The following is a 21,975-nucleotide window of genomic DNA, read 5'->3' on the forward strand; positions in this document are numbered from 1 at the left end:
AGCGCAGGCGGGGGCGGCGGTCCAGATCAGCCGCGCCCTTCCGGCGGGCGCAGGCAGGGCGCCAGAACGGCGATGGCGGCGGCGAGGACGGCGAGCAGCGTGAAGGCCGTCCGGAGGCTGGTCGCATCCGCGAGGAAGCCGATCAGCGGCGGACCCATGAGCATCCCGCCGTAACCCAGCGTCGCCACCGAGGCGATGGCGCGGCCGGGCCGGACATGGGGATCGGCCGCGGCGCGGGAGAAGGCGAGCGGCGCGATCAGCGCATAGCCGAAGCCCATCAGCACGAAGCCCGGCACCGCCACGGCGAGCGAGGGCGCGGCGAGCAGCGTCGAGACGCCAAGGAAGGCCGAGACGCCCGAAAGCCGCGCCGCCCGCGCCGCGCCAAGCCGGGTGACGACCGCGCTGCCGAGCAGGCGCGCGGTGACCATGGCGGCGGAGAAGACGGTGTAGCCCAGCGTCGCCTTCGCCTCGCTCGCGCCGGTCTCCGAGACGAGGAACACCGCGCTCCAGTCCGCCATCGCGCCCTCTCCCACCGCGGCGCAGAGCGCGATGAGGCCGACGAGGGCCAGCACGCCCTTCGGGATGGCGAAGACGCTGCCGCCGGGAACGTCCGAGCGGTCGCTGTCCCAGGCGAGGGTGGCGAAGCCCAGGCAGATGACGGTGACGAGCGTTCCGGCGATGGCGAAATGCGGCAGCACCGGCAGCCCGGCGTGGATCGCGCCATAGCCCGAGGCGGCACCGATCCCGGCACCGAGGCTCCACATCGCGTGGAAGACGGGCATGATCGGCCGGGCGAGGTGGCGCTCGACCTCGGCCGCCCAGGCGTTCATCGTCACGTCCATCGCCCCGTGGGCGGCCCCGAAGAACAGCAGCGCGACCGCCAGAAGCCCGACGTTCGGCGCGAGGCCGAGCAGCACCAGGCCGATCCCGTAGGCCAGCGCGATCCAGCGGGTGATCTGCGCCGCGCCAAGCCGGTCCGAAAGCCGACCGGCCATCGGGAACGACAGGATCGCCCCGCCCCCGAGGCACAGCAGCAGCAGCCCGAGCGCGTCCGACGACAGCCCGAAACGGTCGACGAAGGCCGGGATCCGCGAGGCCCAGATGCCGAACAGCGCCCCGTTCAGCACGAACATCGCCGTCACGGCGCGGCGGGGCGTTCGCCAGCCTGCCCCGAGCTCAGCCATGGTGCACGCGGACCCCGGCGGCGGCGAAGGCGGCGGTGCGCGCCTCGGGCGCGTCGGTGACGAGGTCGGCGAACTGGTCGCAGCCGATGACCCGGTGACGCGCCCTGCGCCCCACCTTGCCCTCGCCGGTCAGCACCATCGTGCGCACCGCGGCCTGCGCCATGACGCGCTTCACTCCCGCCTCGGCCAGGTCGTCGGCGCCAAGGCCGAACTCGGCCTCCAGCCCGCAGGCCCCGAGAACGGCGATGTCGGCGGCGATGCCGGTCAGCTGATCCTCGGTGCCGGGCCCCGTGGCGATGCCGCCCCTCGGCGAGAGGGTGCCGCCCAGAAGGACGACCTCGATCCCGCGGCGCTGGCAGGCCAGAGCCACCCGCGGCGCCGGGGTGACGACGAGGCGTCCCGGATCCGGCGGAAGCGCTTCAGCCAGCGCAAGCACGGTCGTCCCGCCGTCCAGCAGCAGCGTCGGCGCATCGCCGATGACGGACAGCGCCGCCGCGACCAGCCCCGGCGGCACCTCGGTTTCCAGCCGCTCCTCCAGCGGCGCGGCGGGCCGGGCGACGGGGACGGCGCCGCCGCGGACGCGGCGCGCCTGCCCCGCCCGCTCCAGCGCGATCAGGTCGCGGCGCACGGTGTCGGGCGAAACCTCGAACTCCAGCGCGATATGGGCGGCGTTCAGCGGCTGGCCGCGCGAAAGCCGCGCCTGAAGCTGCATCTGGCGGGTGTCGGGAGAGTTGAGATCCATGTCTCGAATCCTGCAATTTCCTGCAAGACACCGCATAAACCCGCACGACAACCGGCGCAAGGCGCGCACGGATCACGAGAACGACAGTTGACCGGGCGCGGGCTCCGCGTAGCCTCGGGTCAGCCCCAGGAAGTCCGCCCATGCGCCTGCCAGCCCTCGCCGCCCTGCTCGCCTCTCTCGCGGTCTCGCCCGCCGCGTCGCAGGACCGCCCCTTCGCCAGCTTCGACGCGGCCAGCGCGGCCGTGCTGCACGACCCCCACGACCTCGCCTTCGGACCCGACGGGCGGCTCTACGTCGCCGACAAGTTCGCCGACGCCATCGCCGTCTTCGATCCCGACACGCTGGAACAGGTAGCGGTGCTGGGCGCCGGGCGGTTCCCGAACGTCCACGACATTTCCTTCGGCCGCGACGGGCGGGTGGCGGTGGCGGTGACGGGCAGCTCGCTGGTGGCGGTGTTTTCGGGTGCGGATGCGCTGGAGGGCGAGCCTCTCTTCGCCGTGCACGCGGCCCGGAGCGAAGGGGCCCTGCTCCACTCCAACGGCCGCCTCTATGCCATGGCCAGCGGCAGCGGTCGGATCGGCGCCTTCGACGACAGCGGGCTGGTCGCGGTGGCCGAGGGACATTACGGGGCCCACGACCTGGCCGAGGGGCCGGGCGGCAGCGTCTGGGTCGCCGACACGAACAACCGCCGCGTGGTGCGCTATTCCGCCGACCTGCGACGGGAACTGGTGCTGGAGGGGCCGGAGTTCGGCTTCGCCGGTCCGCGCTATCTCGACGTGACGCCGGACGGGCGGCTGGTCGTCGCGGACCAGGACGCCCACCGGGTACTGCTGATCGAGCCCGATGCGCCGGAGGGCCTGCGCCTGGTCGGCGTCCTCGGGACCGGGGCGCCGGGCCTCGGCGCGAATCTGTTCGACGACCCCGAGGGCGTGGCCTTCCAGGGCGGGCGCTACTTCATCTCGGATTCCGACAACAACCGGATCGTCCGCTATGTCGTGCTGCTGAACTGAGCCCCGCGTGACGCCACCGCGGCGGCCCCGACGGCAGCCGAGAAATCTGTCCCGGAACCCCTTGCACGGCGGCGCGTCTGCGTCTATTCACCCGCCCACGACGCGCCGCCCCGCACCGTCTTGCACGGAACACCGGGCGCGGCACATCGGGATGCTGTGGTAGCTCAGTGGTAGAGCACACCCTTGGTAAGGGTGAGGTCGAGAGTTCAATCCTCTCTCACAGCACCATCCCCCTTGCCCCGCTCGACAGCCCTTAGTGCTCGCGGACCGCGCGACCCCGCGTGCCTTGCGGAGCGTCGCAGGAGTTTTCCAACCCGTCAGAAAGCCGTACGAACCCCGCAGAGGGGAATCGCCGTCTGTTCATGCCATCTGCTGCGGAATGCGGCACGAAGGCGTGAGGCGCGTTCCGGAGGCACCATCTGCGACTGGCCCGCAGGCGCCTGCCGCGCCCCGGGTTGGCCGCGCTATTCACCCGGTCGTCCGGGGGTGCTACACCGTCGGGACACCGCGGCAGGGACATCGCCGCCCCACCGTGGCCCCGGGCGACGCGCCGCCCGTCGCGCCAGAAGCAGGAACAGCACATGCCCGAAACACCCATCGTCATCACCATGGGCGATCCCTCCGGCGTCGGCGCGGAAGTGACCGTCAAGGCTCTGGCGAGCCTCTCCGCCGAGCGGCGCGCCCGCTATGGCGTCATCGGCGACCGCGACACGCTGGCGCGGGCCATGAAGACCTGCGGTCTGGATCTTCCCCTCGCCGACCTCGGGGCGAACGCCGCGGACGATGCCATACGCGTCATCCACATTCCCGTGGACGGCCTGCCGGGCACCTTCGGCACGCTGTCGGAAGCCTGCGGCGAGGCGTCGTTCCGCTATATCGAGCGCGCGGTCGAGATGTGCCGCGGCGGCGAGGCCGGCTGCATCGTGACCGCGCCGATCAACAAGGCGGCGCTGAACGCCGCCGGGCACCATTACGACGGGCACACCGGGATGCTCGCCCATCTCACCGGCTCGAAATCCAGCTGGATGCTCCTCGCCTCGCCGACCCTGAACGTGCTGCACGTCTCGACCCACGTCTCGCTGAAGGACGCCATCGGCCGCGCCACCCCCGAGCGGGTGCTGGAGACGATCCGCACCGGACACCGGCACTTCAGGCGGCTCGGGCTGGACCATCCGCGCATCGCCGTTGCCGGGATCAACCCGCATTGCGGCGAGGGCGGGCTGTTCGGCAGCGAGGACGACGCCCAGATCGCCCCCGCGGTCGAGATGGCGCGGGCCGAGGGGATCGACGTCGCCGGACCGATCCCCGCCGACACCGTGTACCACCGGGCCAACACCGGCGCCTTCGACCTCGTGATCGCGCAGTACCACGACCAGGGCCACATCCCGATCAAGCTGATCGCCTTCGACACCGCGGTGAACGTGTCGCTCGGGCTGCCCATCGACCGCTGCTCGGTCGATCACGGCACCGCCTTCGACATCGCCGGGACCGGCCGGGCGAACCACGTCAACATGCTGGCCGCGCTCGACTATGCCGGGCGGCTGACCGCCCGCGGCCGCCAGCACGCCCCGGCCTAGTCCGACAGCCGCCGGGCGACCTCGCGCAGCGTGTCGGGCGCGCCGAAGCCGCCCGACTTGGTGACAAGCGCGAGGCCCGGCATGCCGTCGACCATCCGCGACAGCGGCAGGCCCGGCAGGACTTCGGCCCGGACCTCCAGCATCGTGCAGCCGATGGCGTCGAGGATTGCCGCCGTCGTCTCGCCGCCGCAGGAGAGAAGGGTCGCGGGCCGCCGCGCGACAAGCCAGTTCCGCAGGCCCGTGGCGAAGTTGCGGGCCGCCGTACCGGCCGGGACAGGCGCGCCGCCGGGCGCGATTCGCACCAACCGCAGCGATGGGCCGTCGGTGGGCGGTGAGGGCAGCACCCCGCCCGGAGCGGCAACCGCGTCGAACCCGTCGAGCTGCGCCAGCGTCACGGGATCCTGCGAACCGATGGCGAAAAGGGCCGGGCGCCCGATCCGTGGCGGTCCGCCCTCCGCGGCCGTCGGCGCCAGCCGCCGCGCCAGCGCCTCGGCCAGACCGGCGGCCCCGACGAACAGCGTCGCCGGATCGGCCTCCCGCACCGCGGCGTCCAGATCCGCCTGATCGCGCGCGTCCGGCGCGGCGAAGGGCATCCCCGACACCTTCGCGGCCACCGGGATCGGCGTCGCGATGCCGGCACCGCAGACCGCACCATCCCGCACCACCCGGCCGAGGCGCGGGACCGCCGGGCAGACGAGCGCCCGGTCGCGACACGCGGCAAGCACCTCCATCTCGGCCGCGATGTGGCCCTTGAGACGGCTGTCGATCTTCTTGAACAGGATCGTAGCCGGCGGCAGGACGGCGGCTGCCAGCACCGCGGCAAGCCGCCGCGCGGCCTCCGTCCCCGTCAGCTCGCGGCTGTTGGTCGACACCGCGACCACGTCGGGACCGCGCGCGACGGCCGCACCGGCCGCCTCCGGCGTGCAGGCGCACAGCACCGTCATGCCGCGCTCGGCAAAGGCCACGGAGGCGTCGAGCGCACCCGTCAGATCGTCGGCGATCAGCAGAACCCGCATCGGTCTTCCCGTTCCGGCTTCGGGACGAAGGGCCGTCCCGCACATCGGCTCCGCTCTTATACGCAGCCCGCGGCCGCGCCAAGGCGGGCCGCCGCGTGTCCTGTTGCCGAATCCTTCCGTCCTCCGGTCAAGGCCCGTGGGTCAACTTGCCGGGCGCATCGGCGTGAAGGGGGTTGGAGCGCGGCGCGGGACGTGGTCTTTGGCGTCCGACGCGTGCTGGACGCCCCTCCGGACGCGCGTGACCCGCGGGAAGAGGAGTGCTGCGCCATGAGACTGACCGATCTCGACATCATCACCACGGCGCCCCCTGCCCCGGGCTGGGGCGGGCGGTACTGGACGCTGGTGAAAGTCACGACCGACACCGGCATCACGGGCTGGGGCGAATGCTATGCCTCGACCGTCGGCCCGACGGCGATGGAGCATGTCATCCGCGACGTCTTCTCTCGCCACATGGCGGGCGAGAACCCCGAGAACATCGAGCTGATGTTCCGCCGCGTCTATTCCTCGGGCTTCACCCAGCGGCCCGATCCGACCGTGATGGGCGCGTTCTCGGGGCTCGAGATCGCCTGCTGGGACATCCTCGGCAAGGACCGCGACCGCCCCGTCTGGGCGCTGATCGGCGGGCTGATGAACGAGAGGATCCGCGCCTATACCTACCTCTATCCCCTGCCCCACCACGAGATGCCGGCCTTCTGGGTGGACCCGGACCAGAACGCCGAGGCCGCGCTGGCGCTGGTCGAGAAGGGCTATACCGCGCTGAAGTTCGACCCCGCAGGCCCCTACACCATCCGCACCGGCCACCAGCCCGCGCGCTCCGACATCTCGCGCTCCGCCGCCTTCTGCCGCGCGATCCGCGAGGCGGTGGGCGACCGCGCCGACCTGCTGTTCGGCACCCACGGCCAGTTCAACACCCATGGCGCGATCCGCATGGGGGCGGCGATCGAGCCCTACGACCCGCTCTGGTACGAAGAGCCGATCCCGCCCGACAACATCGCCGAGTTCGCGCGTGTCGCCGAGGCGGTGCGCATCCCCGTGGCGACCGGCGAGCGGATGACGACGAAGGCCGAATTCGCCGCCGCCCTGCGCGCCGGGGTGAAGATCCTGCAACCCGCGCTCGGCCGGGCGGGCGGCATCTGGGAGGCGAAGAAGATCGCGGCGATTGCCGAGCCCTGGAACGCCGAGATCGCGCCCCACCTCTATGCCGGGCCGGTGGAATGGGCCGCGAACCTGCACCTTGCCGCCTCGATCCCGAACCTGCTGATGGCCGAGACCATCGAGACGCCGTTCCACGACGCCCTCATCAAGGGGGCGATCAGGGTCGAGAACGGCTTCGTCGCCCCGCCGAAAGGCGCGGGCCTCGGCATCGAGGTGGACGAGGCGCTGGCCCGTGCCCATCCCTATACCGGCGAGGGGCTGCATCTGCAGATGCAGGAGGCGCCCTGCGACTACCAGGGGATCAACGTGTTCGAGGGGGGCGCACCCGCTCCGCGCGACTGAGGACGGGGCGACGCTGAAAAACCGGGCACTGGCGCGGGATTGGGCAGGAAATGCGCCCGCGCCGCCGATCACGGGTCGCACATCCCGCGCGCCGCTCCTATCGTGACGGCGAATCCTGCCCGACTCTTCCGGACCCCTCCATGCCCGATCTGATCGTCACGAACGCCGCCCTGCCCGATGGCCGACAGGGCATGGACATCGCCATCGTGGAAGGCCGGATCGAACGCATCGCCCCCGGCATCGCCGCCGAACGCCCCGGCATCCCCACCCTCGACGCCGCGGGCTATCTCGTCAGCCCGCCCTTCGTGGATGCGCATTTCCACATGGACGCGACCCTGTCGCTGGGGATGCCGCGGATGAACGTCTCGGGCACGCTGCTGGAGGGCATCGCGCTCTGGGGCGAGCTGAAGCCGCAGCTGACCCACGAGGGGCTGGTCGAGCGCGCCATGCGCTACTGCGACCTTGCCGTGTCGAAGGGGCTGCTGGCGATCCGCTCGCACGTCGACGTCTCGGACCCGCGGCTTCTGACGGCCGAGGCGATGCTGGACGTGCAGGCGCGGGTAAGCGGATACATCGACCTGCAACTGGTGGCCTTCCCGCAGGACGGCTATCTCCGCTCGCCCGGCGCGGTGGAGCTGCTGGAACGCAGCCTCGACATGGGGCTGAACATCGTCGGCGGCATCCCGCATTTCGAGCGCACCATGGCCGACGGCGCCGACTCGGTGGAACGGCTGTGCCGGATCGCCGCCGACCGCGGCCTGCCGGTGGACATGCACTGCGACGAAAGCGACGATCCGCTGTCCCGCCACGTCGAAAGCCTGGCCCAGCAGACGGTGCGCTTCGGGCTTCAGGGCCGCGTGGCGGGGTCGCACCTGACCTCGATGCACTCGATGGACAACTACTATGTCTCGAAGCTGATCCCGCTGATGGCGGAGGCGCAGATGCACGTCATCGCCAACCCGCTGATCAACATCACCCTTCAGGGCCGCCACGACACCTATCCGAAGCGGCGCGGCCTGACCCGGGTGCCCGAGCTGATGGCGGCGGGGCTGAACGTGGTCTTCGGGCAGGACTGCATGATGGACCCGTGGTACGGGCTCGGCACCGCCGACATGACGGGCGTCGCCTCGATGGGCCTCCACGTCGCGCAGATGACCTCGCGCGCCGCGATCCGGCAGTGCTTCGATGCGGTGACGGTGAACGCGGCGAAGGCCATGGGGCTGGAGGGGTACGGGCTGGAGGAAGGCTGCAGGGGCGACCTCGTGATCCTGCAAGCCGCCGACCCGGCCGAGGCGATCCGCCTGTCGCCGGCCCGCCTCGCCGTCGTGAAGGGCGGCAAGGTGATCTCGACCACGCTGCCGCAGATTTCCCGGCTGGACCTGCCCGGCCGGCCGAACCGAATCGACCCGGCGGAGTATGCTCCCGCCCAAAAGCACTGACCCCACCAGAGAGGATGACCCAGATGAGACTGAGACGCCGCACGTTCCTGCAGGGCACCGCCGCCGCCACGGCCGCGGGCCTCTATGCCCCCGCCGTCCTGGCGCAGGCCAAGTTCAAGGTGGCGGGCATCCATGCCTCCCCGGTGGAAAACGCCTGGAACTCGCGCCTGCACGGCGCGATGCAGGAGGCCGCGGCGGAAGGCAAGATCGACTATGTCTTCTCGGAAGGCGTCAGCGGCACCGACTATGGCCGCGCCATGCGGGACTATTGCGAGCAGGGCGTCGACCTGGTGGTGGGCGAGGCCTATGCCGTGGAGAGCGAGGCGCGCGAGATCGCGGGGCAGTATCCCGACGTTGGCTTCCTCATGGGCTCCTCCTCGGGGCCCGCGGGCGAGAATTTCGGCACCTTCGGCACCTGGAACCACGAGGCGGCCTATCTTGCCGGGATGCTCGCCGCGCCGATGTCGCAGTCGGGCGTCTTCGGCGCGGTCGGCGCGATCCCGATCCCCGAGGTCAACATGCTGATCAACGGCTTCCGCGCGGGCGTCACCCGCGTGCGGCCCGACGCCAAGCACCTGATCGGCTTCATCGGCACCTTCTTCGACCCGCCCAAGGCCCGCGAGGCCGGCCTGGCCCAGATCGACGCGGGCGCTGACATCCTGTTCGGCGAGCGCATCGGCACCGCCGACGCCGCGAAGGAGCGCGGGATCAAGGCCATCGGCTCGCTCATCGACTACACCCCCCGCTATCCCGAGACGGTCTTCGCCAACGCGATGTGGTACTTCTCGCCCCTGCTGATGGCGGCGGTGGCCGACAAGCAGGCGGGCACGCCGACGGGCCGCGACTATACCCCCTACTGCCTGATGAAGGAGGGCGGCAACGACATCGAGTTCGCGCCGGACATGGTGCCCGAGGATGCCATCGGCCCGATGGAGGAGGTGCGCGCGGCGATCAAGGCGGGCACCTTCGAGGTGCCGGTCGACATGAGCGAGCCGACCTGAGCGGCAGGGGCGGGGGACGCGTGGCGCCTTCCGCCCCTGCCCCACGGGGCACCGGTCGGACGGTCGCGTGGGGACTTCGAACTGGAAAGAGGCTGGGAAGGTTTGTTGACGGACGCAGTGACGCCTGCCCTGTCGATGGAGGGCATCAGCAAGCGCTTCGGCACACTGCTGGCCAACGACGACATCTCGCTCCGCCTCGGGCGGGGCGAGGTGCTTGCGCTGCTCGGCGAGAACGGGGCGGGCAAGACCACCCTGATGAACGTGCTCTTCGGCCACTACATGCCCGATTCCGGCAGCGTGACAGTCGACGGCCGCCCCCTGCCCCTCGGCCGTCCCCGCGCCGCGATCCGCGCCGGGGTGGGGATGGTGCACCAGCACTTCACGCTCGCAGGCAACCTGACGGTGCTGGAAAACGTCATGGCCGGGACCGAGAGCCTGCTGCGCCCCGCCAGCCGCACCGCCGCCGCCCGCGCGAAGCTTGCCGCGCTGGCCGACCGCTTCGGCCTGCCCGCCGATCCCGACGCGCGCACGGGCGACCTATCGGTGGGACAGCAGCAGCGGGTCGAGATCCTGAAGGCACTCTACAACGAGGCGCGGATCCTGATCCTGGACGAACCCACCGCCGTCCTGACCGGCCCCGAGGCGGAGGGCCTGTTCGCCGCGCTGCGGGGCATGGCGGCGGAGGGGCTGTCGGTGATCTTCATCTCCCACAAGCTCCAGGAGGTGATGAGCGCCAGCGACCGCGTCGTGGTGCTGCGCGCCGGGCGCGTGGCGGCCGAGCGGGTGACGGCGCGGACCAGCAAGGCGGAACTGGCCGAGCTGATGGTCGGCCGCAGGGTCGAGCGGCCCAGGAAGGGCGACACCGCGCGCGGCGCGAAGCGGCTGGAGGCGCGGGGCCTGCGGCTGGCGCGCGACGGGCGGCAGGTGCTCGACGGGGCCGAGTTCGCCGTCCACAGGGGCGAGGTGCTGGGGATCATCGGCGTTTCCGGCAACGGCCAGGGGGCGCTCGCCGATCTGCTGAGCGGGCTCGGACGGCCCGATGCGGGGGCGATCCTGCTGGAAGGCACCAGCATCCGCGGCCTCGGACCCCGGGCGCTGCGCCGCCTCGGCGTGGGACGGATCCCCGAGGACCGAAACCGCGACGGCGCCATCGGCGACCTCTCCCTCTGGGAGAACGCGGTGCTGGAGCGGATCGACGACCCCCGCTTCTCGCGCCGCGGCGTGGTCCGCGCGGGCGCGGCGCGGGCGTTCTGCAAGGCGGTGATCGAGCGTTTCGACGTCCGCGGCGGCACCCCGGACAGCCCGACGCGCCTCTTGTCGGGCGGCAACATGCAGAAGCTGATCTTCGGGCGCACCCTGTCCGACGCCCCGAAGCTGCTGCTCGCCGCGCAGCCGACCCGCGGCCTGGACGAGGGCGCCATCGCGGCCGTCCACGGCGAGATCCTGGCCGCCCGCAACGGCGGCGCCGCGGTGCTGCTGATCTCCGAGGACCTGGACGAGGTGCTGGCGCTCGCCGACCGGGTGCAGGCGATCTTCCGCGGCCGCCTGTCGCCCCCGGTGGCGGCCGAGGGGCTGGACGCCCGGCGACTGGGGCTGATGATGGCCGGGGAATGGGAGCGGCAGGATGCGGTTTGAACGGCGTGCCACGCGGTCGTGGGGCCTGACGCTGCTCGCCCCGCTCATGGCGGTGGCCGTGGCCTTCGTGGTGGCGGGGGGCCTGATCGCGCTCTCGGGCGCGCCGGTCATCGAGGCCGGGCGCAGGATCCTCGAGAACGCCTTCGGCTCCCGCCTCGCCCTCACCGAGACGCTGACCCGCACGACGCCGCTGATCCTGACCGGCCTCGCCGCCGCCGTGGCCTTCCGCGCCCGGGTCTGGAACATCGGCGCCGAGGGGCAGTTCTATGGCGGGGCGCTGGCCACCGCCGCCATGGCGCAGGTCGTGCCCGGGCCGCTGGCGATCCCGGCGCTGATGCTGGCCGGGGCGGTGGCCGGGGTCGTCCTGCTGGTGGTTCCCGTCGCCCTGCGCCTGCGCTTCGGCGTCGACGAGGTGGTGACGACGCTGCTCCTGAACTTCATCGTCCTGCTCTTCGTCTCGCTCGCCATCGAAGGCTTCCTGCGCGACCCCCTCGCCTTCGGCTGGCCGCAGTCCGTTCCCGTCCCGCCCGAGGCGCGGCTGCCGAAGCTCGTCGACCGCTCGCGCCTGCACGTCGGGCTGGTGATCGCGGTGCTGGCGGCGGTGCTGGTGTACCTCGTGAACCGATACACCGTCTTCGGGTTGCAGGCCCGCGCTGCCGGCCTCTCGGCCCCCGCCGCGCGCTTCGCGGGCGTGCCGCTGTCGCGCACGCTGCTGACCACCGCCTGCCTTTCGGGCGGTCTGGCGGGGCTCGCCGGGGCGATCGAGGTCATGGGGGTCAAGGGCCACGTCTCGTCCGACCTCTCGCCCGGCTTCGGCTATACCGGCATCGTCGTCGCCATGCTCGCCGGGCTCTCGCCCCTCGGCGTCATCCTCGCCGCCCTCTTCGTCGCCGCTCTCTTCGTCGGCGCCGACGGCATGTCGCGCGCCCTGGCGGTGCCGAGCTTCATCGCAGACGTGACCACCTCGCTCGCCCTGCTGGCCATGCTGGTCGCGATCTTCTTCACCCAGTACCGGGTCGCGAAATGACCGACCTCCTCGACATCCTGCTGACCGCGGGGCTCTGGTCCTCGACCTTCCGGATCGCGACGCCGCTGATCTTCGGCACCCTCGGCGCGCTGCTCTGCGAACGGGCGGGGGTGCTGAACCTCGGGATCGAGGGGATCATGACCTTCGGCGCGATGATCGGCTGGCTCACCACCTACCTCACCGGCGACCTCTGGTCCGGCGTCCTCGCCGCCGCGCTGGCGGGCGCGGCCTTCGGCCTGCTCCATGCCGTCCTCACCGTGACGCTCGGCCTCTCGCAGCATGTCGCGGGGCTCGGGATCACGCTCTTCGCGTCGTCCTCCAGCTATTACGTCTTCCGCCTCGCCGTCCCCGTCCAGGGGACACCCCCGACGGTCGAGGCCTTCGCCCCCCTCGCCCTGCCGGGCCTGTCTGACCTGCCCTGGATCGGCCCGGCGCTCTTCACCCAGACGCCGCTGACCTACCTCGCGCTCGTCCTCGTGCTGTTGACCGCCTGGATCCTCGCCCGCACGCCCCTCGGCCTCGCCGTCCGCCTGACCGGCGAGAACCCCCACGCGGCCGAGGCGCAGGGGCTCGACCCCGTCGCGCTGCGCTACGGCGCGATCATGGCGGGCAGCGCGCTGATGGGTGTCGGCGGCAGCTTCCTGACGCTGGCGGCCTTCAACAGCTTCTTCCCGACCATGGTGCAGGGCCGCGGCTGGATCTGCATCGCCCTCGTCGTCTTCTCCACCTGGCGGCCGATGCGCGCGCTCCTCGGCGCGGTGCTGTTCGCGCTGTTCGACGCCTACCAGCTGAGGCTGCAGGCGGTCTTCGGCAAGGCGGTGCCCTACCAGCTGTTCCTGATGCTGCCCTACGTGCTGTCGATCCTTGCCCTGGTCGTCATGGCCCGCCGGGCGCGGGTGCCGCAGGCACTGATGAAGCCCTACCGGCGGGGCGAACGGTAAGGGCGGATCTCGAGTATCCGGGGAAAGAAGAAGCAAAAGGATGTTTCTTCTTTGCAAAAATACTCCCGCCGGAGGCATCCCCGGCCAGACGCGGGCGGCTCAGGTGAAAAGGTAGGACACCACCAGCACCAGCCCCAGCCCCGCCACGGTCCAGCGCATCGGCCTTTCCGGCAGGTGCCGCGTCAGGTGGCCGCCGAGGTAGCCGCCGATCAGCCCGCCGACCAGCACCGTGCCCGCCGCCGTCCAGTGGACGAGACCGGAAACCGAGAGCGGGATCACGGCGACCGAGTAGATGAAGAAGGCGATCAGGTTCTTCAGCGTGTTGGCCCGGTGGAGCGACACCCCGCCCGCCACCGACAGCACCGCGATCAGCATGAACCCGAGCCCGGCGCCGAAGTAGCCGCCGTAGAAGCCCACGGCGAACATCAGCACCTGCGACGCGCGGTGCAAGCGTCCGCCGGGGAAGAGCTTCTGCATCAGGTCGGTCAGGCGGCGCCCGGCGATGATCGCGCCGACGGCGATCAGCAGCAGCACCGGGATCACGGCGAGGAAAGCCTTCTCGGACGAGAAGATCAGCGCGACCGCACCGAGAAAGCCGCCGACGAGCGCGGGCAGCATCTGCCGGAACAGCGCCTTCGGGTCGTCCAGCACACCCTTGCGGTTCACCCAGACGGCAGGGATCTGGGCGGGCCACATGGCGACGGCGGCCGTCGCGTTTGCGGCGAGCGGCGGCAGGCCCGCGGCCAGCAGCATCGGGAACACGAAGAGCTTGGCGCCGCCTGCGGCGGAGTTGACCACGCCGCCGACGATGCCGGCGACGAAGAAGAGAAGCAGTTCGGTCATTCCGCTCCCTGACTGCCGCCCCTGCGGCCTTGCACAAATCGAACAACAACACCGTCAGACAGCGGCAAAATGGAAGCCGTTCCTGCACATTTCACGCAAGCGGTGTCACACGTAGCAGCCTGCGATCCGCGCCCGCTGTTGCACCAGCGCCAGCACGTTGGCGATGGTCGGACAGGGCAGGTCCACCTGCTGGGCCAGTTCCTGCACCGCCGTGACCAGCGCGTCAATCTCCATCGGCCGTCCCAGCTCCAGGTCCTGCAGCATCGAGGTCTTGTGCGCTCCCACGGCCGCCGCGCCGTCGATCCGCTTGTCGACGTCGATCGAGAACTTCACGCCCAGCCTCTCGGCCACCCCCTGCGCCTCGACCATCATCGCGCGGGCCAGCGCCCGGGTCCCCCCGTCGGCACAGATCTGTTCAAGCGTCGCGCCGGTCAGGGCCGAGATCGGATTGAAGGCGAGGTTGCCCCAGAGCTTGACCCAGATCTCGTCGCGGATCTGCGGGCGCACCGGCGCGCGGAATCCCGCGGATTTCAGCGCCTCCGACAGCTTCTGAGCGCGTTCGGACTTCGACCCGTCGGGCTCGCCCAGGGTGAAGCGGTCGCCCGAGACGTGGCGGATCACCCCGGGCTCCTCCACCTCGCAGGCGGGATAGACGACGCAGCCGAGCGCGCGCCCGGGCGGGAGCGCCTTGCTCACGGCGCCGCCGGGATCCACCGCCTCGACCACCTTCCAGTCGTGCCCCTCAAGGCCGTGGAAGTACCAGTAGGGCACGCCGTTCATGCCCGTCACCAGCGTCGTGCCCTCCCCGAACAGCGGGGCCAGCTTCGGCGCGACGGGGGGCAGCGAATGGGCCTTCAGCGTGACGAAGACGTAATCCTGCGGCCCGAGGTCCGCGGGATCGTCGGAGGCGGCGATCTGCGCCACCTCCTCCCTGCCGTCTATCAGCAGCTTCATGCCGTTCTCGCGGATCGCCTTCAGGTGCGGCCCCCGCGCAACGACCGAAACCTCCTGTCCGGCACTGGCGAGGCGCACCGCAAGATAGCCGCCGATGGCGCCGGCTCCGAAAATGCAGATTCTCATGCCGAGAGCCCCAGCTTTTCGGCCAGGCCAATGCGCTGCAACTTGCCGGTCGAGCCCTTCGGGATTTCGTCCAGGATCAGCACCTTGCGCGGCACCTTGAAGGCGGCGAGCGTCTTGCTGCAGTGCTCGCGGATGCCCGCCTCGTCGGCCTCGGCGCCCTCCTTCAGCACGACCGCCGCCGCGACCTCCTCGCCGAGCTTGGCGTGGGGCATGGCGAAGGTCACGCACTGCGCGATCGCCGGGTGCTCCATCAGGACGGCATCGACTTCGCCCGGCGATACCTTCTCGCCGCCGCGGTTGATGATCTCCTTCAGGCGGCCGCGGATCGTCAGGAACCCGTCCTCGTCCAGCGACCCCTGGTCGCCGGTGCGGAACCAGCCATTGGTGAAGTTCTCGGCGTTGGCCTTGGGGTTGTTCTGGTAGCCCGCGGTGACGTTCGGGCCGCGTATCACGATCTCGCCCACCTCGCCCTGGGAAAGCAGGCTGCCGTCCTCGCCCATGATCGCCACCTCGGGGCCCGCGGCGGCGCCCACGGTGCCGGGCTTCCTCTGCCCCGGCTCCAGCTGGTTCGACGCCATCTGGTGCGCGGCCTCGGTCATGCCGTAGGCCTCGATCACCCGACAGCCGAAGGTCTTTTCCAGATCGTGCAGCACCGGCACCGGCAGCGAGGCCGAGGAGGAGCGGATGAAGCGCAGGTTCGCCCCCTCGACCACCGCGGCGTTGCGCGCCGCGCGCGACAGGATCGCCTGGTGCATGGTCGGCACGGCGGTGTACCAGGTGGGCTTCGCGGCCTCCATCCAGCCGAAGAACTTCAGCGCGTCGAATCCCGGCGTGCAGGTGATCGCCGCCCCGGCGCTGACCGAGGACAGGACCGCCGCGATCAGCCCGTGGATGTGGAACAGCGGCATGATGTTGAGGCAGCGGTCGGTCTCGGTCAGGTTCAGCGTTCCGGCGATGTTGGCGGCCGAGGTGCAGATGTTCGTCGCCGAGAGCGGCACGATCTTCGGCCGCGACGTCGTGCCCGAGGTGTGCAGCACCAGCGCGGTGTCGCCGGGGCCGTTGCGCTTCGCCTCGCCGGTGGCGAGCGATGCGCCGTCCGTCGTCAGGTCGAAGGCGCCCGCGGTGTCGCCCGGCACAAGCTCGATCAGCGTGGTGCCGAGGCGCGCGGCCGCGGCGCGGGCGGGGCTGTCGTTCCCGGCCTGCACGATCAGCGCCTTGGCGCCCAGGTCCTCCATGTAGAAGGCGAACTCGTCCTCCTTGTAGGACGGGTTCAGCGGCGCGGCCGTGGCGTGGGACGCGACGGCCAGGAAGGACGACGCCATCTCCGGCCCGTTCGGCAGCGCGATCGCCACCGCGTCGCCCGGCCCGATGCCGAGAGAGGCAAGCCGCGCGCCCGCACGGTCGATCAGGGCGGCGAGGTCGGCATAGCTCATGTCGGGCCGGTCAGTGGCCCCCAGCACGGGGCCGGATCGGCCCGCGATCATGTCGGGGATGGTCATGGGTCTGTCAGTCATGGTCGTGTCCTTCCTCCGGGGATTGGGTCATGGCGCGGCGGACCGCGTTCAGGTGGCTGCGCATGGCGTCGCGGGCCTTCGGCGCACTGCGGGACGCGATGGCGTCGATCACCGCGCGGTGCTGGGCCGAGAACAGCCGCTGCCGTTCGGGGTCCAGCGTGGCGCTGCGAAGATCGCGCCAGGCCTGCTGGTTGCGGATGCCGTTCAGCGTGTCCAGCACGGCGGCCAGCAGCGGGTTGCGCGCGGCCTCGGCGATGGCGGTGTGAAGCGCGCTGTCCTCCGCCTCCCACGCCGACCAGTCCTGCGCCGATTCCGCGGCGTCGGCCCGCAGGCGCAGGGCGTCGACCGCGGCATCCGAGGCGCGCAGGGCGGCAAGGCCCGCGATCTGCGGCTCGATCATCTCGCGCAGCTCCAGCACGTCGGCGGGGCCGGGGGCGGTGTCGAGGTGCAGCATCGCCACGATGTCGCGGCGGCTGACGAAGGTGCCCCGCCCCACCTCGCGGCGCAGGCGGCCTTCCCGTTCAAGCCGGTCGAGCGCCTTCCTGAGCGTCGAGCGGCCGACGCCCAGCTGCGCGGCCAGATCCCGCTCGGGCGGCAGCCGGTCGCCGGGCGCGAAGGCGCCGTCCATCAGCGCCTTCTGCAACAGATCCAGAGCGTCCTCCGCCGTGCGCATCGGGCCCGCGCCCTCCTCATCCGCAAACCATTGGGGACCAATGTAGCGGATCAACGGCGAAGTAAAGAGGAAAGTGTCGGACCAATCGAGAGGATTGGTTTGCCCTATGTCAGGCTGCGCATCCAGCCCAGCGTCGGCTCCGTCGGGCCGCCGGGCTTGTACTCGGCCCCGAGCGGCGCGTCATAGCCGAGCGCGGCGAGGTGGCGGAAGACATGGGCATAGGCCACCTCGCCCTCGTCCGGCCTGCCCCGCGCGGGCACGCCGGCGAACTGGATGTGGCCGATGATGTCGAGGGTGTCGGCCAGCCGATGGGTCAGGTCGCCCTCCATCAGTTGCAGGTGATAGCAGTCGAACATCAGCTTCAGGTTGGTCTCGCCCACATCCTCGATGATCGCGCGGGCCTGGTGGCTGTTGGTCAGGAAGTAGCCCGGCGCGTCGTAGCGGTTCAGCGGCTCGATCAGGATGGTGATGCCGTGGGGCGCGGCGGCGCGGCAGGCGTGGCGCAGGTTGTCGACGAAGGCGAGCCGCGCGGCGGGGCCGGTGGCGAAACCCGCCATGACGTGGATCCGGCCGCAGCCGATGGCGACCGCATAGGCCACCGCCTCGTCGATGGCGGCGCGCGCCTCGGCCTCGCGTCCCGGCAGGGCCGAAAGCCCGTTTTCCCCCGCTGCCACGTCGCCGCGGCGGGTGTTCAGGCCCAGCATGGCGAGGCCCGTCTCGGTCAGGGCGGCGTTCACGTCGTCCGGGGGCGTGTCATAGGGCCAGTGGCATTCCACCGCGTCGAAACCGGCGGCCTTGGCGGCGCGGATGGCGTCGGGCAGGGAGAGCTCGGTCCAGAGGAAGCCGAGATTGGCGGAAAACCGGGTCATGCGTCCCACTCCACGTCGAAATGCGTCACGATCTCCGTGACCTGTCCGGGGCTCAGCATCCGCGGCGAGAGGCCGCGGGTCAGCAGCGCAAGGCGCGCGGTGTCCTCGAGCTCCTCGATGGCGTTGCAGGCGGCCTCCACGTCCTTGCCCGCGACGACGGGGCCGTGGTTCGCCAGCATCACGGCGCTGCGCTTGCCCGCGAGGCCACGCACTGCCTCTCCCATGGCCGGGTCGCCCGGGCGGAAGAAGGGCAGGAGTTTCACTTTTCCGACTTTCATGATCGCGTAGGGCGTCAGCGGCGGCAGGAAATTATCCTCATCCGCCATTGGCAGCATCGACAGCGCGACCGAGTGGCAGGCGTGCAGGTGCACCACCGCCCCCGCCGCCGAGCGGGTGTCGTAGAAGGCGGAATGCAACGGCATTTCCTTCGTCGGCGGGTCGCCGTCGACCAACTGCCCATAAGCATCGAACCGCGACAGCCGCCCCGGATCGAGCCGCCCGAAGCTGGTGCCGGTGGGCGAGACCAGCAGCCCGCCGTCCCCGGTCCGGGCCGAGATGTTGCCGGTGGAGCCGCCTGTCAGCCCGCGGTCGAACATCGACTTCGCCAGCATGCAGATCAGCTCGCGCAGGCGGGCCTCGGCGCTCATCCCTGCCCCGTCAGGATACGGGCGGCCTTGGCGAAGAAGTCCGGCGCGCCGAAGTTGCCGGATTTCAGCGCGACGACCAGCTTGTCCGAGGCCCTCAGTGCAGGCACGCCGGGGTCGATCTCCGGCCCGATCTCCAGCCGCTCCAGCTTAAGCCCCTCGACCACCGCGCCCGAGGTCTCGCCCCCTGCGCTGATGATCGCCCCCGCCCCCATGGCCCGGCAGAGCTGCGCCGTGGCGGCGAACAGCCGCTCGAAGGCCTCGGCGGATTTCTCGCGCCCGTATTGCTCCTGCACCCGCTTCACCACCGCCGGATCGGCCGAGGAATAGGCCAGCGGCACGCCCTTCTGCTGCATCAGCCAGTGCGCCACCTTCTCGGGGGTCATCTGCCCCGACATCACCTCTTCGGCGCCGATCTCAAGCGCCGGGTGCGTCTCGGCATGGCGCGCCACCTGCGCCCGCGTCGCCGTGGAACACGACCCCGACAGCGCGACGCAGCGCCCCGGTTGCGGCTGCCACTCGGTGCCGTAGCCCTCGATCTTGCCCGCCCGCTCGAAGTTGGCGGGCAGGCCGAGCGCAACCCCCGAGCCGCCGGTAATCAGCGGCAGGTCCGCCGCCGCCGCGCCGATCTCGCGCAGGTCGGGGTCCTGGAGGGCGTCCACCACGATCAGCCGCTTGCCCGCCTCGTGCTGGGCCGCCAGCGCCGCGCGGATCGCCTCCGCCCCCTGCAGCACGTCCCGCGCGGCAACGTGACCGACGGCAAGCGAGGTCTGCCGCGCCAGCCAGCGCCGCAGGTCGGGGTCGGTCATGGGGGTCAGCGGATGGTTCTCCATCCCCGACTCGCTCAGCAGCCGGTCGCCCACGAACAGGTGCCCCTGGTAGACCGACCGCCCGGTGCCCGGAAAGGCCGGGCAGACGATCACCTTGTGGGCGTCCAGCGCGTTCGCCAACGCCTCGGCCACGGGGCCGATATTGCCCTCGGGTGTCGAATCGAAAGTCGAGCAGTACTTGAAGAAGAACTGCGTGCAGCCCTGCGCCTTCAGCCAGTCGAGTGCCTCGAGCGACAGGCGCACCGCCTCCTCCGGCGCGATGGAGCGCGACTTCAGCGCGACCACCCCCGCCTCGACCGCCGGATCGGCGGGGCCGGAGGGCACGCCGGTATATTGCACGACCCGCATCCCCTCCTTCGCCAGCGTGTTGGCAAGGTCGGAAGAGCCGGTGAAATCGTCGCCGATACAGCCGAGCAGCATCACGCCTCTCCCGGCAGGGCGATCCCGGCGTTCCGGGCATAGACCTTGGCCACCGCCGCGTCGTCCTCGCCCCCGAGGCCCGAGCCCGAGGCGGCGAGGAACTGCTGGAGCGCCGCCGCGGTCAGGGGCGCGGAAAACCTCGCCCCCCGCGCGATGTCCAGCACGATGCCAAGGTCCTTGGGCCAGATGTCGACCGACGAGCGCGGGGTGTAGTCGCCCTCGGCCACGTGGGGCCCGCGATTCTCGAGCATCCAGGAGGTGCCCGCGCATTTCGGGATCACCTCCAGGAACTTCTCGGGGCTCACCCCTTGCGTCATGCCGAAGGTCATCGCCTCTGCCATCGCGGCGATGTGGACGCCCGCCAGCAGCTGGTTCACCGCCTTCATGGCCGAGCCCGCGCCGGCCGTCTCGCCCAGCTCGAACACCGAGGCCGCGCAGGCATCGAGCACGGGGCGCGCGGCGGCGAAGGCCTCGGCCGTGCCCGAGGCCATGATGGACAGCTCTCCCGAGGCCGCCTTCGCCGCACCGCCGGAAATCGGCGCGTCGAGATAGAGCACGCCGGCCTCGGCACAGCGCGCCGCCATGTCGCGGGCGAAGGCCGGGGGCACCGTGGCGCAGGCGATCACCACCGCGCCCTTCCGCAGCCGTGCCACGATGCCCGCCGCGCCGAACAGCACCGCCTCGGTCTGGGCCGCGTTCAGGACCACGACCACCACGGCGTCGAGCTGCGGCGCAACCTCGCCCGCCGCCCCCTCGGCCCCGCCCTCGGCGCGGAACCTGGCGACCTGCGCCTCGGCGATGTCGAAGCCGTGGGTCACGTGTCCCGCCCGCAGCACCGATTGCGCCATGCCGTATCCCATGGAGCCCAGTCCGAAGACCGCCACCCGTCTTGCCTCTGCCATGCTGCCTCCCCTTGCGTTGCCTCACGTTACCGCCGATGCGGCGGGCAATTGCAAGCCATTCCGCCCTAGGCCCCGCGGCGAAGGCAGGCTAAATGCATCGTTGAACCAGGGGCCGAAGATGACCGAACGCAACATCACCGCCGCCGCCACCGCCGCCCGCGTGCTCGAGACCGAGGCCACGGCGCTCCGCCGCCTCGCCGCCGAGATGCCAGAGGATTTCGAGCCGCTGGTGGCGCGGATCCTGACGCTCAGGGGCCGGGTCATCGTCTCGGGGATCGGCAAGTCGGGCCACATCGCGCGCAAGATCGCGGCCACCCTCGCCTCGACCGGCACTCCGGCCCTGTTCGTCCACCCCGCCGAGGCAAGCCACGGCGACCTCGGCATGATCGGGGCCGAGGATGCCTGCCTGCTGATCTCGAACTCCGGCGAGACGTCCGAGCTGTCGGACATCATCACCTATTCCCGCCGCTTCTCGATCCCGCTGATCGCCATCTCGGGGCGCGCCGACAGCACGCTGATGCGCGCCGCCGACCTGCGGCTGCTGCTGCCCGACGCGCCCGAGGCCTGCCCGATCGGCATGGCGCCGACCACCTCGACGACCATGACCCTGGCCCTTGGCGATGCGCTGGCCGTCGCGCTGATGGAGGCGCGGGGCTTCGCCGCCGAGCGGTTCCACGACTTCCACCCGGGCGGCAAGCTCGGGGCGCAGATGATGCGGGCGGACCAGCTGATGCACACCGGCGAGGCCCTGCCGCTGGTGCCCGAGGACACGGGAATGGGCGAGACGCTGCTGGTGATGACGTCCAAGGGCTTCGGCATCGCCGCCGTCACCGACGCCGAAGGCCGCCTCGCGGGGATCGTCACCGACGGCGACCTGCGCCGCAACATGGCGCTGCTGATGGCCCACACCGCGGGCCAGATCGCCACGAGGAACCCGGTGACGATCGGCCCGGGCACGCTGGCGGCCGAGGCGCTGGCGATCCTGAACGCGCGCAAGATCTCGGTGCTGGTGGTGGTGGACGACGACCGCCGGCCCATCGGAGTGCTGCACATCCACGACCTTTTGCGCCGCGGCGTCGCCTGAAGCCGCGTTTTGCGTTTGAGATCGCGGCGCCGGGGCGATAGAGCTTG

Annotated in this window: 20 protein-coding genes and 1 tRNA gene; 10 read left to right on the top strand and 11 right to left on the bottom strand. The window is 71.3% G+C overall.

Annotation, left to right across the window (positions count from 1 at the left end; genetic code table 11):
* Positions 1-26: 26 nt before the first annotated feature.
* Positions 27-1,184 carry an MFS transporter gene (locus A7B20_RS02025; RefSeq protein ID WP_245866469.1) on the bottom strand — a complete coding sequence of 386 codons (1,158 nt, stop codon included), beginning with the start codon at positions 1,182-1,184 and terminating at the stop codon, positions 27-29.
* A complete protein-coding gene (locus A7B20_RS02030; protein WP_157937580.1) occupies positions 1,177-1,926 on the bottom strand; it encodes a DeoR/GlpR family DNA-binding transcription regulator in 750 nt (249 codons plus the stop codon). The genes A7B20_RS02025 and A7B20_RS02030 overlap by 8 nt, the downstream gene beginning before the upstream one ends.
* A gap of 140 nt (positions 1,927-2,066) precedes the next feature.
* Between A7B20_RS02030 and A7B20_RS02035 the strand changes: the two genes are divergently transcribed.
* The 3 genes from A7B20_RS02035 (at position 2,067) to pdxA (ending at position 4,513) form a co-directional block, all read left to right on the top strand.
* The gene (locus A7B20_RS02035) at positions 2,067-2,936 is read left to right on the top strand and encodes a Vgb family protein (RefSeq protein ID WP_102106889.1); all 870 of its coding nucleotides are present in this window, start codon (positions 2,067-2,069) and stop codon (positions 2,934-2,936) included.
* Positions 2,937-3,089: 153 nt separating this feature from the next.
* Positions 3,090-3,164, top strand: a tRNA-Thr gene (locus A7B20_RS02040).
* A 353-nt stretch (positions 3,165-3,517) separates the two neighbouring features.
* Positions 3,518-4,513, top strand: a complete 996-nt coding sequence (gene pdxA, locus A7B20_RS02045; protein WP_102106890.1) for a 4-hydroxythreonine-4-phosphate dehydrogenase PdxA — start codon at positions 3,518-3,520, stop codon at positions 4,511-4,513.
* Here the strand turns inward: pdxA and A7B20_RS02050 are convergent.
* Positions 4,510-5,529: a four-carbon acid sugar kinase family protein gene (locus A7B20_RS02050; RefSeq protein ID WP_172960947.1), complete on the bottom strand. Its 1,020-nt coding sequence runs from the start codon at positions 5,527-5,529 to the stop codon at positions 4,510-4,512. The two genes, pdxA and A7B20_RS02050, sit on opposite strands and share 4 nt — an antisense overlap.
* A 267-nt stretch (positions 5,530-5,796) precedes the next feature.
* Between A7B20_RS02050 and A7B20_RS02055 the strand changes: the two genes are divergently transcribed.
* The 6 genes from A7B20_RS02055 (at position 5,797) to A7B20_RS02080 (ending at position 13,069) form a co-directional block, all read left to right on the top strand.
* Positions 5,797-7,026 (top strand): mandelate racemase/muconate lactonizing enzyme family protein, encoded by a 1,230-nt coding sequence (locus A7B20_RS02055; RefSeq protein ID WP_102106892.1) that lies wholly within the window; start codon positions 5,797-5,799, stop codon positions 7,024-7,026.
* Positions 7,027-7,166: 140 nt separating this feature from the next.
* On the top strand, positions 7,167-8,465 hold the full coding sequence (locus tag A7B20_RS02060; RefSeq protein ID WP_102106893.1) for an amidohydrolase family protein: 1,299 nt from the start codon (positions 7,167-7,169) through the stop codon (positions 8,463-8,465).
* A 23-nt stretch (positions 8,466-8,488) separates the two neighbouring features.
* Positions 8,489-9,466, top strand: a complete 978-nt coding sequence (locus A7B20_RS02065) for a BMP family protein (protein WP_245866471.1) — start codon at positions 8,489-8,491, stop codon at positions 9,464-9,466.
* A 105-nt stretch (positions 9,467-9,571) separates the two neighbouring features.
* Entirely contained in the window at positions 9,572-11,101 is a 1,530-nt protein-coding gene (locus tag A7B20_RS02070) for an ABC transporter ATP-binding protein (RefSeq protein WP_245866473.1), read from the top strand.
* On the top strand, positions 11,091-12,128 hold the full coding sequence (locus tag A7B20_RS02075) for an ABC transporter permease (RefSeq protein ID WP_102106896.1): 1,038 nt from the start codon (positions 11,091-11,093) through the stop codon (positions 12,126-12,128). Before A7B20_RS02070 ends, A7B20_RS02075 begins: the two co-directional genes overlap by 11 nt.
* Complete coding sequence (locus tag A7B20_RS02080) at positions 12,125-13,069, top strand: ABC transporter permease (protein WP_102106897.1); 945 nt, start codon at positions 12,125-12,127, stop codon at positions 13,067-13,069. Before A7B20_RS02075 ends, A7B20_RS02080 begins: the two co-directional genes overlap by 4 nt.
* A gap of 99 nt (positions 13,070-13,168) precedes the next feature.
* On the opposite strand, the gene A7B20_RS02085 is transcribed toward A7B20_RS02080, so the two are convergent.
* The 8 genes from A7B20_RS02085 to ltnD form a co-directional block, all read right to left on the bottom strand.
* A complete protein-coding gene (locus A7B20_RS02085) occupies positions 13,169-13,912 on the bottom strand; it encodes a sulfite exporter TauE/SafE family protein (RefSeq protein ID WP_102106898.1) in 744 nt (247 codons plus the stop codon).
* 105 nt (positions 13,913-14,017) lie between these two features.
* The gene (locus A7B20_RS02090; protein WP_102106899.1) at positions 14,018-14,992 is read right to left on the bottom strand and encodes a 2-dehydropantoate 2-reductase; all 975 of its coding nucleotides are present in this window, start codon (positions 14,990-14,992) and stop codon (positions 14,018-14,020) included.
* The gene (locus tag A7B20_RS02095) at positions 14,989-16,506 is read right to left on the bottom strand and encodes an acyl--CoA ligase (protein ID WP_102106900.1); all 1,518 of its coding nucleotides are present in this window, start codon (positions 16,504-16,506) and stop codon (positions 14,989-14,991) included. Before A7B20_RS02095 ends, A7B20_RS02090 begins: the two co-directional genes overlap by 4 nt.
* Positions 16,499-17,179: a FadR/GntR family transcriptional regulator gene (locus A7B20_RS02100; protein ID WP_102106901.1), complete on the bottom strand. Its 681-nt coding sequence runs from the start codon at positions 17,177-17,179 to the stop codon at positions 16,499-16,501. The genes A7B20_RS02095 and A7B20_RS02100 overlap by 8 nt, the downstream gene beginning before the upstream one ends.
* A 104-nt stretch (positions 17,180-17,283) precedes the next feature.
* Complete coding sequence (locus tag A7B20_RS02105) at positions 17,284-18,048, bottom strand: hydroxypyruvate isomerase family protein (protein ID WP_102106902.1); 765 nt, start codon at positions 18,046-18,048, stop codon at positions 17,284-17,286.
* Positions 18,045-18,695: a 3-oxo-tetronate 4-phosphate decarboxylase gene (otnC, locus tag A7B20_RS02110; protein WP_102106903.1), complete on the bottom strand. Its 651-nt coding sequence runs from the start codon at positions 18,693-18,695 to the stop codon at positions 18,045-18,047. The genes A7B20_RS02105 and otnC overlap by 4 nt, the downstream gene beginning before the upstream one ends.
* The gene (gene otnK / locus A7B20_RS02115) at positions 18,692-19,942 is read right to left on the bottom strand and encodes a 3-oxo-tetronate kinase (RefSeq protein WP_102106904.1); all 1,251 of its coding nucleotides are present in this window, start codon (positions 19,940-19,942) and stop codon (positions 18,692-18,694) included. The genes otnC and otnK overlap by 4 nt, the downstream gene beginning before the upstream one ends.
* Positions 19,942-20,844: an L-threonate dehydrogenase gene (gene ltnD / locus A7B20_RS02120; RefSeq protein ID WP_102106905.1), complete on the bottom strand. Its 903-nt coding sequence runs from the start codon at positions 20,842-20,844 to the stop codon at positions 19,942-19,944. The genes otnK and ltnD overlap by 1 nt, the downstream gene beginning before the upstream one ends.
* Before the next feature lie 118 nt (positions 20,845-20,962).
* Here ltnD and A7B20_RS02125 point away from each other — a divergent pair, with 118 nt between their 5' ends.
* Complete coding sequence (locus tag A7B20_RS02125; RefSeq protein ID WP_102106979.1) at positions 20,963-21,928, top strand: KpsF/GutQ family sugar-phosphate isomerase; 966 nt, start codon at positions 20,963-20,965, stop codon at positions 21,926-21,928.
* Positions 21,929-21,975: the final 47 nt, after the last annotated feature.

The sequence above is a fragment of the Oceaniglobus roseus genome (genome assembly GCF_002869745.1).
GTDB lineage: Bacteria > Pseudomonadota > Alphaproteobacteria > Rhodobacterales > Rhodobacteraceae > Oceaniglobus > Oceaniglobus roseus.

Coding starts and splice junctions, on each gene's coding strand:
- A7B20_RS02050 (WP_172960947.1), bottom strand. CDS start 5,529: ATGCGGGTTCTGCTGATCGCCGACGATCTGACGGGTGCGCTCGACGCC.
- A7B20_RS02105 (WP_102106902.1), bottom strand. CDS start 18,048: ATGACCCGGTTTTCCGCCAATCTCGGCTTCCTCTGGACCGAGCTCTCC.
- A7B20_RS02085 (WP_102106898.1), bottom strand. CDS start 13,912: ATGACCGAACTGCTTCTCTTCTTCGTCGCCGGCATCGTCGGCGGCGTG.
- pdxA (WP_102106890.1), top strand. CDS start 3,518: ATGCCCGAAACACCCATCGTCATCACCATGGGCGATCCCTCCGGCGTC.
- A7B20_RS02055 (WP_102106892.1), top strand. CDS start 5,797: ATGAGACTGACCGATCTCGACATCATCACCACGGCGCCCCCTGCCCCG.
- A7B20_RS02065 (WP_245866471.1), top strand. CDS start 8,489: ATGAGACTGAGACGCCGCACGTTCCTGCAGGGCACCGCCGCCGCCACG.
- otnC (WP_102106903.1), bottom strand. CDS start 18,695: ATGAGCGCCGAGGCCCGCCTGCGCGAGCTGATCTGCATGCTGGCGAAG.
- A7B20_RS02125 (WP_102106979.1), top strand. CDS start 20,963: ATGACCGAACGCAACATCACCGCCGCCGCCACCGCCGCCCGCGTGCTC.
- A7B20_RS02075 (WP_102106896.1), top strand. CDS start 11,091: ATGCGGTTTGAACGGCGTGCCACGCGGTCGTGGGGCCTGACGCTGCTC.
- A7B20_RS02060 (WP_102106893.1), top strand. CDS start 7,167: ATGCCCGATCTGATCGTCACGAACGCCGCCCTGCCCGATGGCCGACAG.
- A7B20_RS02080 (WP_102106897.1), top strand. CDS start 12,125: ATGACCGACCTCCTCGACATCCTGCTGACCGCGGGGCTCTGGTCCTCG.
- otnK (WP_102106904.1), bottom strand. CDS start 19,942: ATGCTGCTCGGCTGTATCGGCGACGATTTCACCGGCTCTTCCGACCTT.
- A7B20_RS02025 (WP_245866469.1), bottom strand. CDS start 1,184: ATGGCTGAGCTCGGGGCAGGCTGGCGAACGCCCCGCCGCGCCGTGACG.
- A7B20_RS02090 (WP_102106899.1), bottom strand. CDS start 14,992: ATGAGAATCTGCATTTTCGGAGCCGGCGCCATCGGCGGCTATCTTGCG.
- A7B20_RS02100 (WP_102106901.1), bottom strand. CDS start 17,179: ATGCGCACGGCGGAGGACGCTCTGGATCTGTTGCAGAAGGCGCTGATG.
- ltnD (WP_102106905.1), bottom strand. CDS start 20,844: ATGGCAGAGGCAAGACGGGTGGCGGTCTTCGGACTGGGCTCCATGGGA.
- A7B20_RS02030 (WP_157937580.1), bottom strand. CDS start 1,926: ATGGATCTCAACTCTCCCGACACCCGCCAGATGCAGCTTCAGGCGCGG.
- A7B20_RS02095 (WP_102106900.1), bottom strand. CDS start 16,506: ATGACTGACAGACCCATGACCATCCCCGACATGATCGCGGGCCGATCC.
- A7B20_RS02035 (WP_102106889.1), top strand. CDS start 2,067: ATGCGCCTGCCAGCCCTCGCCGCCCTGCTCGCCTCTCTCGCGGTCTCG.